A 14,975-nucleotide genomic window follows, 5' to 3' on the forward strand; every position below is an offset into this window, starting at 1 on the left:
ATCCGGGACACTGGCGCGCGTGCTCCTGACCCTGACCACCACCATGCCGCAGGCGACTGACCTGGGCTTCCTCCTGCACAAGCACCCGGACAAGGCGCAGACGTTCCCGGTGTCCGCGGGCGCCGCGCACGTGTTCTACCCGCGCGCGACCGACGCGGAGTGCACGGCGGCGCTGCTGTTGGAGGTCGACCCCATCGCGCTGGTTCGTGGCGACCGAGGTCAGGGCCTGTTCCAGTACGTCAACGACCGGCCCTATGCCGCCAGCTCGATGCTGGGGGTGGCGCTCGGGTCGGTGTTCCGCACGGCCATGAACGGCCGCTGCGACCTGAAGCCGGAGCTGCCGGGCCGGGACATGCCGCTGAGCATGCACCTGCCGGTGGTGCCGGCGCGCGGCGGCGCGGACCTGGTGCGCCGGCTGTTCGAGCCGCTGGGCTGGGCCGTGGCCGTGGCTCAGATCGAGGAGTCGCGGTACGTCGACCTGCGGCTGACCGGCTCGCTGCGGCTGGCCGACGCGCTGAACCACTTGTACGTGCTGCTGCCCGTGCTGGACGACTCGAAGCACTACTGGGTGTCCCACGACGAGATCGACAAGCTGCTCCGGGCCGGCGAGGGCTGGCTGGCCGGGCATCCGGAACGGGAGCTGATCAGCCGGCGTTACCTTGCGCACCAACGGGGTTACGTCCGATCGGCGCTGGAGCGGCTGGGCGAGGTGGACGAGTTCGACACCGACGAGGCCGAACCTGACCCAAAAGAATTGACACAGCGCCGAGAGTCGCTCGCGGAGCTGCGTCGGGGTGCGGTGCTGGCCGTGCTGCGGCAGTCCGGCGCGCGGCGTGTGGTGGACCTCGGCTGTGGGCCGGGGGCGTTGCTGCGTCTGCTGGTCAAGGACGAGCAGTTCACGGAGATCCTCGGCGTCGACGTGTCGGCGGCGGCCCTGCGCACGGCCGCCGACCGGCTCAACGACCGTGAGCTGCGACGTATCACGCTGCGACAGTCGGCGTTGACCTATCGGGACGCTGAACTGGCCGGCTATGACGCGGCGGTGCTGATGGAGGTCGTCGAGCACATCGACCCGCCACGGCTGCCGGCGCTGGAGCGGTCGGTGTTCGCCGCCGCGAAGCCCCGGACGGTGGTCGTCACCACGCCGAACGTCGAGTACAACGTCCGCTACGAGGGCCTGGCCGCGGGTGCGTTCCGCCATCCGGACCACCGGTTCGAGTGGACTCGGGCGCAGTTCGCGGCGTGGTCGCAAGCCGTTGCCGCGCAGCATGGTTACCGCGTCCAGTACCTTCCCGTCGGAGAGTCGGACCCGGAGCTGGGTCCGCCGACGCAGATGGCCGTTTTCACCAGGGAGGAGGGGGCTTGAGCGAGCTGGTCATCCCACAGCTGTCGCTGGTCGCGCTGGTCGGCGCGTCCGGCTCGGGCAAGTCCACCTTCGCCCGCAAACACTTCCGCGGCACGGAAGTGATCTCCAGTGATCACTGCCGGGGTCTGGTGTCCGACGACGAGAACGACCAGTCGGCCACCGGCGACGCGTTCGACGTGCTGCACCACATCGCCGGCAAGCGTTTGCACAACGGCAAGCTGACCGTGGTCGACGCGACCAACGTGCAGCGCGAGGGGCGGGCGTCGCTGGTGCGGCTGGCCCGCGAGCACGACGTGCTGCCGGTGGCGATCGTGCTGGACCTGCCGGAGTCGGTGTGCTTCGAGCGCAACCAGGCCCGGCCGGACCGGGACTTCGGCGTGCACGTGATCCGGCGGCAGCGCAACGACCTGCGCCGGTCGCTGCGGTTCCTGGAGAAGGAGGGCTTCCGGCGGGTGCACGTGCTGCGCACCCCGGAGGAGGTCGAGGCCGCCACCATCCGCCGCGAGCCGCTGGTCAACGACAAGCGGACCGAGACCGGGCCGTTCGACATCATCGGCGACGTGCACGGCTGCCGGCTTGAGCTGACGGAACTGTTGACCCGGCTGGGATACCACGTCGACGGCGACTTCGCGTCGCACCCGGCCGGCCGGCGCGCGGTGTTCGTCGGCGACCTCGTGGACCGCGGTCCGGACACGCCGGGCGTGCTGCGGCTGGTGATGAACATGGTCGCCGCCGGCACGGCGCTGTGCGTGGCCGGGAACCACGAGAACAAGCTGGTCCGAGCCCTGCGCGGGCGCAATGTGCAGGTGACACACGGATTGGCGGAGTCGCTGGCGCAGCTGTCCGAACAGTCGGAGGAGTTCCGCAAGCAGGCCGAGCAGTTCTGCTACGACCTCGTGTCGCACTACGTCCTGGACGGCGGCAAGCTGGTCGTCGCCCACGCCGGGCTGCCCGAGCGGTACCAGGGGCGGGCCTCCGGACGGGTGCGCAGCTTCGCACTGTACGGGGAAACCACCGGCGAGACCGACGAGTACGGGCTGCCGGTGCGGTACCCGTGGGCCGACGACTACCGCGGCAGCGCGACCGTGGTGTACGGGCACACCCCGGTGCCGTCGACGGAATGGGTGAACAACACCATCTGCCTGGACACCGGCTGTGTGTTCGGCGGCCAGCTGACGGCGCTGCGGTACCCGGAACGGGAGATTGTTTCCGTTGCGGCACAGCAGGTCTGGTACGAGCCGGTGCGGCCGCTGACGCCGACGACCCCGGCGCGCCCGCCGGACGAGCTCGACCTCACCGACGTGATCGGCAAGCGGATCGTGCAGACCGCGAACCACGAGCGGCTGACCGTGCGGGCGGAGAACGCGGCGGCGGCGATCGAGGTGATGAGCCGGTTCGCCATCGAGCCGGCCAGGCTGCTGTACTTGCCGCCGACGATGGCGCCAGTCGCCACGTCCGCGCGCCCGGAAGTGTTGGAGCACCCGGAGGAGGCGTTCTCGGGCTTCCTGCACGACGGTGTGGATCGGGTCTTGTGCGAGGAGAAGCACATGGGGTCCCGGGCCGTGGTTCTCGTGTCGCGCGACGGCGGCGCCGTGCACACCAGGACCGGGCGGTCGTTCTTCAACGAGGAGCTGACCGGGCAGCTACTGGAGCGGATCCGTTCCGCAGTCACGAAGTCCTCAATCTGGTCTACTTTGGACAGTGACTGGCTGCTGCTGGACTGCGAGCTGTTGCCGTGGAACGCCAAGGCCGGCACGTTGATCCGGGAGCAGTACGCGGCGGTCGGCGCGGCGGCTACCGGCGCATTGCCGGTAGCCGTGGATGTGCTGCGGGAAGCTTCGACTCGCGGCGTGGACGTGACGGAGCTGTTGACGCGCACGGAATCCCGGGCCGCCAACGTCGTCGCCTACCGTGAGGCGTACGAGCGCTACTGCTGGCCGACCGAGGGCCTGAACGGGGTGCGGATCGCCCCGTTCCAGCTACTCGCGTCGGAAGGCGCCACCTACCACGACCGGCCGCACTCCTGGCACCTCGCCATCGCCGAGCAGCTGTCCGCCGCCGACCCGGAACTGTTCGCCACCACAGCCAATCTGACCGTGGACACGACCGATCCGGAGTCGGTGAAGGCCGGTGTCCGGTGGTGGGAGGAGCTGACCGCGGCCGGCGGCGAGGGCATGGTCGTCAAGCCGCTCGCGAACCTCACGCGGGGCCGGCGTGGGCTGGTGCAGCCGGGGCTGAAGGTGCGCGGGCGGGAGTACCTGCGGATCATCTACGGGCCCGACTACACCGAGCCGGGCAACATCGACCGGCTGCGGCAGCGGGGTCTGGCGGCCAAGCGGTCGCTGGCGGCGAGGGAGTACGCGCTGGGCATCGAGGGGTTGGAGCGGCTGGCCCGGGGCGAGCCGCTGTGGCGCGTGCACGAATGCGTGTTCGCGGTGCTGGCGCTGGAGTCCGAGCCGGTGGATCCGAGGCTGTAGATGATTGAGCACACCGTGTTGTCCGTGGTCGTCGGCTCGCACGCGCAGGGCCTGGACACCGACGAGTCCGATGTGGACCGTCGGGGCGTGTACGTGCCGCCGACCCGGCTGTTCTGGACTTTCGAGAAGCCGCCGACCTCGGTCGACGGCCCGGAGCAGGAGCGGGTGAGCTGGGAGGTCGAGCACTTCCTCTCGTTGGCGCTGAAGGCCAATCCCAACGCGCTGGAGATGCTCGCCTCCGACCTGGTCGAGATGTGCACGCCGGTCGGCGACGAGCTGCGGGCCCTGCTGCCGGCGCTGCTGTCCCAGCGGGCCGCCGACAGCTACCGCCGGGCCACCGCGCAGCATTTCGCGCGGGCCGCCGCCGCGATGGCCAGCGGCGGCACGCCCCGGTGGAAGGCGGTCATGCACGTGATCCGGCTGCTGACCCAGTGCGACCGGCTGCTGACCACCGGGGAGCTGGTGGTGCGCGTCGGCGAACACCGGGCGCAGCTGCTGGCCGTGCGCGACGGCGACGTGCCCTGGAAGGACGTCGTGAAATGGGTGGAGGATCTGCGCGACCGCACCGCGCGGGGCGTGCTCCGCTCTCCGCTGCCCGCCGTGCCCGACACCGCCGCCGTCGAGGACTGGCTGGTGTCGGTGCGCCGGAGATCCGCCTTGGAGGACCTGTGATCACCGTGGACGTGCCCGGGCTGCGCGAGGTCGTCGCCGAGCAGCCGTACCGGCTGCTGTTCGCCACCGTGTCCGGCGCGCACCTGTACGGGTTCCCCTCCGCCGACTCCGACGTGGACCTGCGCGGCGTGCACCTGCTGCCCGCCGACGAGGTCGTCGGGCTCCGGCACGGGCCCGAGACCCTGGAGCGGATGTGGCAGCGGGACGGCGTCGAACTCGACCTGGTCACCCATGACCTGCTCAAGTTCGCCCGACTCCTGTTGCGCCCCAACGGTTACGTCCTGGAGCAGCTGCTCTCGCCGCTGGTCGTGTCCACCTCCGACGCCCACACCGAGCTGGCCCGCTTCGCCCCCGGCTGCGTCACCCGGCGGCATGCCCACCACTACCGGGGCTTCGCCCGCACCCAGTGGCAGTTGTTCGGCCGCACCAACGAGCTCAAGCCCCTGCTCTACACCTTCCGGGCTCTGCTCACCGGCATCCACCTCATGCGCACCGGCGTGATCGAGGCCAACCTGTCCACCCTCGTCGCCGAGCTCGGCGGGCCCTCGTTCCTGCCCGATTTGATCGCCGTCAAGGCCGGCGGCGAGCACCTTCCCCTGTCCGACGGTCCGTCGCCGGAACTGCTGTGGCAGACCTACGAACGCTGGCTGGCCGCGCTGGTGGAGGCCCAGGAGAAGTCCACCCTCCCCGAGCAGCCCTCGGCCGAGCCCGAGCTGCATGACTTCGTGGTTCAGCTGCGGCTCAAGGCCTGACGCGAGCGGACCATCAGCACGATGCTGACGATCAGGGTGGTCAGGATCAGGGCGTGATACGTGAGGTCCGGAACCGACTTGGGACCCAGGCCGCTGCTGATGATGGTGAGGCCGACGATGGTGCCGAAGGCGGCGAAGGCGCTGGTGCCCAGGGCCACCGCCCAGCGGCCGCGAAAGGCGAAGAAGGCGCCGACGGCCATGACGACGCCGATGAGGGCTTCGGGGCCGGCGGCTCCGGGCTCCCACTCGACGGTGAGGTGGGCGAGCGAGGCCAGCAGGAAGGTGGCGGCCTCGATGATCATGAGTGTTCCGAATCCCCGTGGCATGGCGGCAAGAGTGCCGGGCGGACGGGCGTGGCGGCGTCCGTCGGGAGGCGGCAATCGAGCGTACGGAGAAACGCGTACTAGGCGAGCAGCTTGAGCCAGGGGTGGTCGGGGTGCACGCCCTTGATCAGGTCGGCCAGGCGGTGCCGGCCGGCGGCGTCCAGCCAGGGCATGGTGGCGATCAGGTCGGCCTCGTCCTTGGCGGCGTTGTGCTTGGCCTTGAACAACAGCACCAGCTCGGGCCGCAGGTAGCGGATCCCGCGTCCCTCCCAGGTGGCCTCGGACAGGGGCAGCACCACGGACGAATCGCGCATGCAGACCCACTCGCCGTCCCGGTCGTCGGTGAGCTGGAGGTCGAGCAGCCACGGCGCGGTGGCGTGCTCCCGGATCCACAGCCCGGACGCCCACGACGGCACCTCGGCCGGCCAGGCGACGGGCTGCATCGCGCCGTCGCCGACGGCCCACACGTGGAACCGGGCGGAGAAGTGCTCGACCACGGCGGCCGCGTCCCGGCGGAAGACGCCGAGGTCGACGTCACCGTGTTCGCGGCGTACGGCGGCGTAGGCCTCGATGGCCCAGCCGCCGTTGACCCACCACGGCACGTCGAGCCCGGCGCACAGCGCGGCGGCGTCGTCCGGCTTGACCATGGCCCACGGGCCGTACCACCGGACGGCTTCCTCGTGGTCCACCTAGTCCCCGGTCTTCGTCGACCCGGCTCCGGCCTCGGAAGACTCTGTGTCCGGCGGGTCGAAGCTGGCCGGCACCTTCTTCAGGTGCTTGGTCATCGACCGGATCAGGAACGCGACCGCGACGAAGAACAGGATCAGCAGGACAAAACCGACGGGCGTGGACTTGCCGAAGTCCTCCCCCTGACCGCCCTGGTCGGTGTTGGCCGGCGTGGTGGTGGCGGTGGTCGTCTGGCTCAGCGCCACCGGGACCGGAAGACCGGTCACACGTGCACCTTCTCTCGAACTCCGGCGAACAGGTCGTCCTCGGGCAGCGTGGTGTCCACCAGCGACCGGACGAGCTCGTACTCCTCGGTCGGCCACACCTCGCGCTGCATCTCCAAGGGTACGGCGAACCACCGCGAGGTGGGATCGATCTGGGTGGCGTGCGCCCGCAGCGCCTCGAGCCCCTGCTCGAAGTAGTCGGCGCAGGGCACCCGGGTGGTGACCCGCTCCATGTTGTCGCGGCGGTTCGGGTCCCAGTTGTCCAGCCACTCCTGGTACGGCGACTCGATGCCCCGGGCCAGCAGCCCCTCGTGGTAGGCCAGCATCTTGGCCTTGAGGAAGCCGTGCGAGTAGTACAGCTTGAGGGTCTGCCAGGGCGCGCCGGCGTCCGGGAACTGGTCGGGGTCGGCGGCGGCGTCGAAGGCGGCCATCGACACCTCGTGGGTGCGGATGTGGTCGGGGTGCGGGTAGCCGCCGTTCTCGTCGTACGTGATGATCACGTGCGGCCGGAACTCGCGGATCACCCGGACCAGCGCCTCGCTCGACTCGGCCAGCGGCACCAGGGCGAAGCAGCCCTCGGGCAGCGGCGGCCTGGGGTCGCCCTCGGGCAGCCCGGAGTCGACATAGCCCAGCCAGCGGTGCTGGATGCCCAGGATCTTGGCCGCGTTGGCCATCTCCTCGCGCCGGATGGCGCTCATGTTCTCCAGCACGTCCGGCCGGTCCATGGCGGGGTTCAAAATGCTGCCCCGCTCACCCCCGGTGCAGGTCACGACCATCACGTCGTGGCCTTCGGCGACGTAGCGCGCCATTGTGGCCGCGCCCTTGCTGGACTCGTCGTCGGGGTGTGCGTGCACTGCCATCAGGCGCAGCTTCTCGGCCATGGTCCCCTCATCGTCGTATCCACCCTGCCCGCCGTCTCCACCGGGGGCCCAGGGATACTCAACGCAGGCGTCGCGGGCCATTGTTCCAAAGGGGTCCGACAGTCCCGGAGTGAGGAGGCGGCATGGTCACCCAACGTGAACTTCCGGTCGGCCGCTACGGCTCGCGGGAGAAGCGCCGCGGACCACGCTGGGTCTACTGGGCGTTACTGGCCGCTTTCGTGGTGGCCGGCCTGGTGGTGGCCTACGTGGCCTATGTCAACCTCGGCGACGGCCCCATCACCACCGAGCCGGCCCGCTACAAGATCGTCGACGACAAGACGGTGGAGTTCAGCTTCACGGTCACCCGGGACGACCCGGGCAAGGACGCCGACTGCATCGTGCGGACCAAGTCCTCCGACGGCGACGAGGCCGGTGTGCGGGAGGTCTACGTGCCGGCCGGCGGCGACCAACGAACGGTCGACACGGTGGTGCACACCTCGAAACAAGCGGTCAGCGTGGAGGTGTACGGCTGCTCGTACCAGGTGCCCGCTTACCTGAGGAGTAGCTAGCCGCCAAGCGGGTGAACCGGCCGCCAAGCGGTCGTGGACCTGCGAAAATTCCGCCGCCCACCTCTCCGGCCGTGCTAGAATCGCTCGACAGCACGGCCCCTTTCCACGGGCCGTGTTTTTCCGTTCCGGGCCTCACGGCTCGGAAGTTCCCGGCATGCCATTGGCATGCCGGCGCCCGCGTGTTAGGAGCGCGGGCCCGGAGTACGACGAGGAGTTGGTGACCGTGAGCGAGACCCAGGTGACCTGGCTGACCCAGGAATCCTACGACCGGCTCAAGCACGAGCTTGACGAGCTGATCGCGAACCGCCCGGTCATTGCCGCCGAGATCAACGCCCGGCGCGAGGAAGGCGACCTCAGGGAGAACGGCGGGTACCACGCCGCCCGCGAGGAGCAGGGCAAGCAGGAGGGCCGGATCCGCCAGCTCCAGGAGCTGCTGCGGGCGGCCAAGGTCGGCGAGGCGCCCAAGAACGACGGCACCGCCGAGCCCGGCAAGGTGCTCACCGTCCGTTACGAGGGCGACTCGGACACCGAGCAGTTCCTGCTGGCCACCCGCGAGGAGGGTGCGGAGGGTCCGCTGGAGGTGTTCTCGCCGGCGTCCCCGCTCGGCCGGGCGCTGCTGGGCGCCAAGGAGGGCGAGACCCGCGAGTACGAGCTGCCCAACGGCAAGACCATGAAGGTCACGCTGGTCAAGGCGGTGCCCTACAACGGCTGAGCCTCACGCCGTGTCGCCCTGGTCACCGCGCCGGTGACCAGGGCTTTTGCTCGTTGGCGATGCGGTGCAGCAGGGGCCGCACCCGCGGCTCGATGGGCGTCGACAGCGCGATCGCGGTCGACGTCCGCTGCACACCCGGCACCGCCACCACCTCGTCCACGACCCGCTGCAGGTCGTCGTTGGAGCGGGCCACCATGCGCACGTGCAGGTCGCCCTGGCCGGTGGTGGCATGCACCTCGCACACCTCGTCGATGGCCTCCAGCTGCGCCGCCACCTCGGAGCGCCGGCCCTGGGCGATCTCCAGCACCGCGAACGCGGTCAGCCCGTAGCCCATCGCGGCCAGGTCCACCGCCGGCGGGAAGCCCCGCAGCACGCCCCGTTCACTGAGCCGGTCCAGCCGCGCCTGCACGGTGCCGCGGGCCACGCCCAGCCGGCGTGAGCATTCCAACACCCCCAGCCGCGGCTCGTCGGTGAGCAGCAGCAACAGCCGCGCGTCCAGCGCGTCCAGCGATTCCCGGTCCACCCTGGTCAGTCTGCCCAGTTCTGCCGCCCAAAACCAGGTGTCGCCGAACAATGTGTCCAGTGAAATCCCTGAGTGTTGCGCACGATGACGACGTCGCCGATGGTTGTGCCGTCGGATTGCACAAAGGGAGGGTCGCCATGACGGAGATGTTGGACGACGTCAGCTTCGAGTCGCTCAAGCAGCTGGTCGGGCTGGTCGACTACGACGTGTCGAAGGACCCGTTCCCGGTGCGGGCGATGGACGCCGTGGTGTTCGTGGCCGGCAACGCCACCCAGACGGCGTGGTTCTACCAGGTGGCCTTCGGCATGCAGCTGGTCGCCTACTCCGGCCCGGAGACCGGCAACCGCGACCACAAGTCGTTCGTGCTCAAGTCCGGCTCGGCCCGCTTCGTGATCAACGGCGGGGTGTCGCCGGACAGCCCGCTGCTCGACCACCACCGCAAGCACGGCGACGGCGTGGTCGACCTGGCCCTGGAGGTCGGCGACGTCGACCAGTGCGTGCGGCACGCCCGGGCCCAGGGCGCGACCGTGCTGGAGGAGCCGCACGACGTGTCCGACGAGCACGGCACCGTGCGCCGGGCCGCCATCGCCGCCTACGGCGAGACCAGGCACACGCTGATCGACCGCTCCCGCTACAACGGCCCGTACCTGCCCGGCTACGTCGCCAGGTCGAGCACCGTGACGCGGCCCGAGGGCGCGCCGAAGCGGCTGTTCCAGGCCGTCGACCACTGCGTCGGCAACGTCGAGCTCGGGCGCATGGACTACTGGGTCGAGTTCTACAACCGGGTCATGGGCTTCGTGAACATGGCCGAGTTCGTCGGCGACGACATCGCCACCGACTACTCGGCGCTGATGAGCAAGGTGGTGTCCAACGGCAACCACCGGGTCAAGTTCCCGCTCAACGAGCCGGCCGTGGCCAAGCGCAAGTCGCAGATCGACGAGTACCTGGAGTTCTACGGCGGCCCCGGCTGCCAGCACATCGCCCTGGCCACCAACGACATCGTGGCCACCATCACCGCGATGCGGGCGGCCGGCGTCGAGTTCCTGGACACCCCGGACTCCTACTACGACGACCCGGAGCTGCGGGCCCGCATCGGCCAGGTGCGGCTGCCCATCGAGGTGCTCAAGCAGCACGGCATCCTGGTCGACCGGGACGAGGACGGCTACCTGCTGCAGATCTTCACCGCGCCCATCGGCGACCGGCCGACCGTGTTCTACGAGCTGATCGAGCGGCACGGCTCGCTGGGCTTCGGCAAGGGCAACTTCAAGGCCCTGTTCGAGGCGATCGAGCGCGAGCAGGAGCGCCGAGGCAATCTGTGACGCCGAGGCGCCATCGACACTGCCGAGGCAACCTCCGATTTCTTGGAACTCCTGCGCCGCAACGGTTCTCCGGTGCGGCGCAGGAGTGCGTCAGGGGCGCAGCCAGGTGAACGTGATGTGGTTCGGACCGCCGAAGCTGCTGTCCGTGGTGCGGGTCGTCGGCGCCTGGGTGAACGCGGAGCCGCTGATCGTCGCGCCGGCCGGCAGCCGCACCTGGGTCGACGTGCTCATGGTGGGCGGGGTCGCCGGGCCGAAGAAACCGTTCTGGTGGGCGTACCGCTTGGTGATGTTGTCGCCGCCGTCGGTGATCGCGAGGTAGGCCTCGTACGAGTTGGCGCCGCCGCCCGGGCTCAGCCGCAGGCTCAGCGTGATGCTCCACAGTCCGCCGCGGTTGAGGGTGAACACGGCGTTGTCCGTCGTCGTGACGTCCGGCGTGCTGTACACGACGGTCGGGAAGACGACCCTGGTGTCGACGCCCTGCGGGTAGGTCTGGGTCTGGCCGGCGCGCAGCTCGTAGCGGGCCTCGTGCGGCGTGGCGCCGGTGGCCACCGCGCCGACCCAGGCGGTGCCGGTGTAGGTGTAGAGCAGCCCGTCGGTGAGGCTGGCGACCAGCTGTCCCTGGTACGGGTTGGTGATGTCGGTCAGCGCCGTGCAGACCGGCACGCTCGGCACCCGCCAGGCGGCGCCGTCGTTGACCTCCAACCAGTTCCGGTCGCCGCGGTAGGCCGTCAGGCCCCGGTACGCCGACAGCGCGGCGCGCTGGGTGGCGTCGCGGACCGGCACCACGCCGCCGAGTCCGACGACGTTGGGCGGGCGGAGGTCGGTGATGTTCTCCGGGTTGACCGTCTGGGCGTTGGCCGCGATGTGCACGCTGGCGAGCTTGACCGCGCCGGCCGGCACCGGGTCCACGCCGCCGACCAACTGCTTGACCACGAAGGAGTTCGCGGGATCGCCGTAGAAGGTGTCGGTCTGCACGGCCACGATCAGGTCGTCCCGGGCGACGCTGGTGCTGGCCGGGTGCGCGCCGAGGATGTCGATGACCTTCACGCCGTCGAGGGTCTGCACGTAGCTGCCGTGCCCGCCGGCCCGCGGCGAGCTGAACATCTGGAACGGCTGCACCGTCACGGTCGTGTTCGGCGACGGGGTCGCGGCGGCCACCCGCCCCGGATCGCCGACACCGGCCCGGATGCCGTCGGCCCCGGCGACCGGGGTGACGCCGGCCTGCATCAGCGCGGTCACCGCGAGCCGGGCGTCCTCGGTGGTGATCAGTCCGGTCGCCGGCCCGGAAACGGCCCACGAATTGCGTTCGGCCATGAACGTTCCACTCCCCCTGCAAACAACTCACCGGAAAATGGGCGCGACAATTCAACCCGACGCGCGAAATAAGTCGAACGCGACGGGCCTTCGACCCGCGAGCCGGACAAATCCCCAGCTCAGAGGCCGTAAATCACACGAAGTGCCTGGACGCGAAAGGCGCGATCACGCGCCCGAAAACCCTCGGTTTCCCTCCCCGCAACCATGATACGAAGGGCCATCCAACTGTCAAGCAGAACGGGAAATCAGCGCAACACGGTGAATCCGGCTCCGCGCAGGGCGGCGACGAGTTCGGCGCAGTGCTCGATGCCGCGGGTCTCCAGGTTGAGCGACACCTCGGCCTCGCCGATGCGCAGCGTCTCGGAGATGCGGGTGTGCTCGATGTCCAGCACGTTCGCGCCGAGGTCGCCGATCATGGACAGCAGGCCGGCCAGACTGCCGGGCTTGTCGTCGATGCGCAGCCGCAGCGTCATGTAGCGGCCGGCCGCGGTCATGCCGTGGCGCATGATCTGCATGAGCAGCAACGGATCCACGTTGCCGCCGGACAGCACGGCGACCACCGGGCCGGCGAACCGGCCGGGGTGCTGGATGAGTGCGGCGACCGCGGCCGCGCCGGCCGGCTCGACGACCTGCTTGGCCCGTTCCATGCACACCAGCACCGCGCGGGCGATCGAGTCCTCGGTGACGGTCACGACGTCGTCGACGAGATCCCGGACGTGCCGGAAGGTCAGCGCGCCCGGCTTGGCCACCGCGATACCGTCGGCCATCGTGCGCACGCCCGGCAGCTTCACCGGCGAGCCGGTGCCCAGCGAGACCGGCAGCGCGGCGGCGGCCTCGGCCTGCACCGCCACCACCTTGACGTCGGGGCGCGTGCCCTTGATCGCCGCGGCCACGCCGCCGACCAGCCCGCCGCCGCCGGCGGCCAGCAGGACCGTGCCAACGTTGGGCACCTGGTCCAGGATCTCCAGGCCGATCGTGCCCTGGCCGGCGATCACGTCCGGATGGTCGAAGGGGTGGATGAACACCGCGCCGGTGCGCTGCGCGAACACGATGGAGGCGGCCAGCGTCTCGTCGAACGACTCGCCGGTGAGCTTGACGTCCGCGCCGTAGCCGCGGGTGGCGTCGAGCTTGGGCAGCGGGGCCCGGCGGGGCATGAACACCGTGGCCGGAATGCCGAGCAGGCTGGCCCCGAGGGCGACACCCTGGGCGTGGTTGCCGGCGCTGGCCGCGACCACGCCCCGCGAGCGCTCCTCCCCGTCGAGGCCGTGCATCCGCACGTAGGCGCCCCGGATCTTGAACGATCCAGTCCGCTGGAGGTTCTCGCACTTGAGGAACACTTCGCCGCCGTGCCAGTCCCCCAGCACCCGCGAGTGCTCCATCGGCGTCTGCCGCACGACGGTCGACAGCACCTTCTGCGCCGCGCGCACCCGCTCGACGGTGACCAGCTCCATGGCGCCTGATCCTGCCAGGATCCTGTCAGTCGACACACCGCCGGGCCGTTACGGGTAGGCTGGGCGCATTCTCGCCCCGGCGGCGATGACCGCTGAACCACGCGCGGTCGTCGGAACGTAGAAGACAAGCACGCCGGGGAATGGACAATCGTGGAGGTGGCATGGCACGCGTGGCCCGCATCGCCGGGGTGCTGCCGCTGATCGGGGCGGTCGCCTGCGCCGCGGCACTGGCCGGGGCGGCCGTGTTCACCGTCTCGCAGGCCGGCTGCGCCGACGCCGGTCACTACGTGGTCACCGGCAACGTGGTGGAACTGGTCGGCAGCTGCGTCGACAAGCAGGACTTCCCGAACGCCCAGCACCAGGCGTCCGGCGTCCAGCCCTGATCGCTGGTTAGTGCGAGGAAGGGGGCTTTCCCTGCGTCGAACGCAGGGAAAGCCCCCTTCCTCGCGTTCAGGCCAGGGCGACCAGCAGGTCCTCGACCAGGTCGTCGGCCGACTCGATGCCGACTGACAGGCGCACCAGGTCGTCCGGCACCTGCAGGGCCGAGCCCGCGGTGCTGGCGTGGGTCATCTTGCCCGGGTGCTCGATCAGCGACTCGATGCCGCCCAGCGACTCGGCCAGCGTGAACAGCTTGGTCCGCGCGCACACGTCCAGGGCGGCCTGCTCGCCGCCGGCGACGGTGAACGAGACCATGCCGCCGAACCGGCGCATCTGCTTGGCCGCCACCTCGTGGCCGCCGTGCTCGACCAGGCCCGGATAGTAAACGCGAGTCACCTTTGGGTGACTGACCAGCGCCTCCACCACCCGCTCGGCGTTGTCGCTGTGCCGGTCCATGCGCACCGCCAGCGTCTTCAGGCCGCGCAGGGTCAGCCACGAGTCGAACGGGCCGGGCACCGAGCCGGCGGCGTTGCGCAGGAAGGCGAACTTCTCGTGCAGCTCGTCGTCGGAGGTGATCAGCGCGCCGCCGACCACATCGGAGTGACCGCCCAGGTACTTGGTGGTGGAGTGCAGCACGACGTCGGCGCCCAGGCCCAGCGGCGACTGCAGGTACGGGGTGGCGAACGTGTTGTCCACCACCAGCCGCGCCTCGGCGTCGTGCGCGATGCCGGCCAGGGCCGCGATGTCGGCGATGCCCAGCAGCGGGTTGGTCGGCGTCTCCACCCAGATCGCCTTGGTCTGCGGGCGGACCGCGGCCCGCACGGCGTCCACATCGGACAGATGGACCGGGGTGTGCTCGACGCCCCACTGGCTGAGCACCTTGTCCACCAAGCGGAAGGTGCCGCCGTAGGCGTCGTCCGGGATGATCACGTGGTCGCCCGGCCGGACCAGCGTGCGCAGCGTGATGTCCGAGGCGGCCATGCCGGAGGCGAAGGCCAGCGCGTGCCGGCCGCCCTCCAGCGAGGCCAGGCACTCCTCCAGCGCGCTGCGCGTCGGGTTGGCGGTGCGCGAGTACTCGTAGCCGCCGGCCCGCAGGCCGCCGACGCCGTCCTGGGCGAACGTCGAGGTCTGGTAGATGGGCACGATGACCGAGCCGGTGTGCGGGTCAGGCTCCTGCCCGGCGTGGATCGCCCTGGTCTCGAAACCGTGTCGGGCGGTGCTGTCCGTCATGCACAGAGCCTACGATGCGCTCCGCCAAAAGACTGCTGGCCACTACCACCGGCGCACCTGACACAACCGCCGCCGGGAG

General features: G+C 70.3%; 16 protein-coding genes. 8 read left to right on the forward strand and 8 right to left on the reverse strand.

Annotated features, from left to right (window positions below; all coding sequences use genetic code 11):
- Positions 1 to 19 precede the first annotated feature (19 nt).
- From JJ691_RS34555 to JJ691_RS34570, 4 genes are read left to right on the forward strand one after another with little or no spacing between them, the layout of a single operon-like run.
- Complete coding sequence (locus JJ691_RS34555) at positions 20 to 1,366, forward strand: 3' terminal RNA ribose 2'-O-methyltransferase Hen1 (protein WP_211763758.1); 1,347 nt, start codon at positions 20 to 22, stop codon at positions 1,364 to 1,366.
- A complete protein-coding gene (locus tag JJ691_RS34560) occupies positions 1,363 to 3,843 on the forward strand; it encodes a polynucleotide kinase-phosphatase (RefSeq protein WP_211763759.1) in 2,481 nt (826 codons plus the stop codon). The genes JJ691_RS34555 and JJ691_RS34560 overlap by 4 nt, the downstream gene beginning before the upstream one ends.
- A complete protein-coding gene (locus tag JJ691_RS34565) occupies positions 3,844 to 4,515 on the forward strand; it encodes a nucleotidyltransferase domain-containing protein (protein ID WP_211763760.1) in 672 nt (223 codons plus the stop codon). It begins immediately after the preceding gene.
- Positions 4,512 to 5,267, forward strand: a complete 756-nt coding sequence (locus JJ691_RS34570) for a nucleotidyltransferase domain-containing protein (RefSeq protein WP_211763761.1) — start codon at positions 4,512 to 4,514, stop codon at positions 5,265 to 5,267. Before JJ691_RS34565 ends, JJ691_RS34570 begins: the two co-directional genes overlap by 4 nt.
- Here the strand turns inward: JJ691_RS34570 and JJ691_RS34575 are convergent.
- From JJ691_RS34575 to mca, 4 genes are all read right to left on the reverse strand, one after another.
- Positions 5,246 to 5,569 carry a hypothetical protein gene (locus JJ691_RS34575; RefSeq protein WP_211763762.1) on the reverse strand — a complete coding sequence of 108 codons (324 nt, stop codon included), beginning with the start codon at positions 5,567 to 5,569 and terminating at the stop codon, positions 5,246 to 5,248. The two genes, JJ691_RS34570 and JJ691_RS34575, sit on opposite strands and share 22 nt — an antisense overlap.
- A gap of 101 nt (positions 5,570 to 5,670) precedes the next feature.
- Positions 5,671 to 6,279 carry a nucleotidyltransferase domain-containing protein gene (locus tag JJ691_RS34580; protein WP_211763763.1) on the reverse strand — a complete coding sequence of 203 codons (609 nt, stop codon included), beginning with the start codon at positions 6,277 to 6,279 and terminating at the stop codon, positions 5,671 to 5,673.
- Positions 6,280 to 6,522 (reverse strand): hypothetical protein, encoded by a 243-nt coding sequence (locus JJ691_RS34585; RefSeq protein WP_249228314.1) that lies wholly within the window; start codon positions 6,520 to 6,522, stop codon positions 6,280 to 6,282.
- Positions 6,523 to 6,539: 17 nt separating this feature from the next.
- The gene (mca, locus tag JJ691_RS34590; RefSeq protein WP_211763764.1) at positions 6,540 to 7,421 is read right to left on the reverse strand and encodes a mycothiol conjugate amidase Mca; all 882 of its coding nucleotides are present in this window, start codon (positions 7,419 to 7,421) and stop codon (positions 6,540 to 6,542) included.
- 122 nt (positions 7,422 to 7,543) lie between these two features.
- On the opposite strand from mca, the gene JJ691_RS34595 reads away from it, so the two are divergent.
- Together JJ691_RS34595 and greA are read left to right on the forward strand one after the other, a co-directional pair.
- Entirely contained in the window at positions 7,544 to 7,969 is a 426-nt protein-coding gene (locus JJ691_RS34595) for a DUF4307 domain-containing protein (protein ID WP_211763765.1), read from the forward strand.
- A 214-nt stretch (positions 7,970 to 8,183) separates the two neighbouring features.
- The gene (gene greA, locus JJ691_RS34600; RefSeq protein WP_211771884.1) at positions 8,184 to 8,681 is read left to right on the forward strand and encodes a transcription elongation factor GreA; all 498 of its coding nucleotides are present in this window, start codon (positions 8,184 to 8,186) and stop codon (positions 8,679 to 8,681) included.
- A 22-nt stretch (positions 8,682 to 8,703) separates the two neighbouring features.
- Here the strand turns inward: greA and JJ691_RS34605 are convergent, their stop codons facing one another.
- A complete protein-coding gene (locus tag JJ691_RS34605) occupies positions 8,704 to 9,204 on the reverse strand; it encodes an Lrp/AsnC family transcriptional regulator (protein ID WP_211763766.1) in 501 nt (166 codons plus the stop codon).
- Between the two features lie 137 nt (positions 9,205 to 9,341).
- On the opposite strand from JJ691_RS34605, the gene hppD reads away from it, so the two are divergent.
- Positions 9,342 to 10,523, forward strand: coding sequence for a 4-hydroxyphenylpyruvate dioxygenase (gene hppD / locus JJ691_RS34610; protein ID WP_211763767.1), 1,182 nt, complete (start codon positions 9,342 to 9,344; stop codon positions 10,521 to 10,523).
- A gap of 90 nt (positions 10,524 to 10,613) precedes the next feature.
- Here hppD and JJ691_RS34615 read toward each other — a convergent pair whose 3' ends face one another.
- Together JJ691_RS34615 and ilvA are read right to left on the reverse strand one after the other, a co-directional pair.
- Positions 10,614 to 11,837, reverse strand: coding sequence for a hypothetical protein (locus JJ691_RS34615; RefSeq protein WP_211763768.1), 1,224 nt, complete (start codon positions 11,835 to 11,837; stop codon positions 10,614 to 10,616).
- A 245-nt stretch (positions 11,838 to 12,082) separates the two neighbouring features.
- Positions 12,083 to 13,288 carry a threonine ammonia-lyase gene (ilvA, locus tag JJ691_RS34620; RefSeq protein WP_211763769.1) on the reverse strand — a complete coding sequence of 402 codons (1,206 nt, stop codon included), beginning with the start codon at positions 13,286 to 13,288 and terminating at the stop codon, positions 12,083 to 12,085.
- Positions 13,289 to 13,449: 161 nt separating this feature from the next.
- Between ilvA and JJ691_RS34625 the strand changes: the two genes are divergently transcribed.
- Positions 13,450 to 13,671 carry a hypothetical protein gene (locus JJ691_RS34625; protein ID WP_211763770.1) on the forward strand — a complete coding sequence of 74 codons (222 nt, stop codon included), beginning with the start codon at positions 13,450 to 13,452 and terminating at the stop codon, positions 13,669 to 13,671.
- 67 nt (positions 13,672 to 13,738) lie between these two features.
- Here JJ691_RS34625 and JJ691_RS34630 read toward each other — a convergent pair whose 3' ends face one another.
- Positions 13,739 to 14,896: a cystathionine gamma-synthase gene (locus JJ691_RS34630; RefSeq protein ID WP_211763771.1), complete on the reverse strand. Its 1,158-nt coding sequence runs from the start codon at positions 14,894 to 14,896 to the stop codon at positions 13,739 to 13,741.
- Positions 14,897 to 14,975: the final 79 nt, after the last annotated feature.

Origin of the sequence: Kutzneria sp. CA-103260 (genome assembly GCF_018263855.1) — a bacterium.
In the GTDB taxonomy this organism is placed as follows: domain Bacteria; phylum Actinomycetota; class Actinomycetes; order Mycobacteriales; family Pseudonocardiaceae; genus Kutzneria.

Bases quoted from the DNA above. Each gene is read 5' to 3' on its own strand.
- mca (WP_211763764.1), bottom strand. From the start codon at position 7,421: ATGGCCGAGAAGCTGCGCCTGATGGCAGTGCACGCACACCCCGACGAC.
- hppD (WP_211763767.1), top strand. From the start codon at position 9,342: ATGACGGAGATGTTGGACGACGTCAGCTTCGAGTCGCTCAAGCAGCTG.
- JJ691_RS34615 (WP_211763768.1), bottom strand. From the start codon at position 11,837: ATGGCCGAACGCAATTCGTGGGCCGTTTCCGGGCCGGCGACCGGACTG.
- ilvA (WP_211763769.1), bottom strand. From the start codon at position 13,288: ATGGAGCTGGTCACCGTCGAGCGGGTGCGCGCGGCGCAGAAGGTGCTG.
- JJ691_RS34595 (WP_211763765.1), top strand. From the start codon at position 7,544: ATGGTCACCCAACGTGAACTTCCGGTCGGCCGCTACGGCTCGCGGGAG.
- JJ691_RS34625 (WP_211763770.1), top strand. From the start codon at position 13,450: ATGGCACGCGTGGCCCGCATCGCCGGGGTGCTGCCGCTGATCGGGGCG.
- JJ691_RS34575 (WP_211763762.1), bottom strand. From the start codon at position 5,569: ATGATCATCGAGGCCGCCACCTTCCTGCTGGCCTCGCTCGCCCACCTC.
- JJ691_RS34565 (WP_211763760.1), top strand. From the start codon at position 3,844: ATGATTGAGCACACCGTGTTGTCCGTGGTCGTCGGCTCGCACGCGCAG.
- JJ691_RS34630 (WP_211763771.1), bottom strand. From the start codon at position 14,896: ATGACGGACAGCACCGCCCGACACGGTTTCGAGACCAGGGCGATCCAC.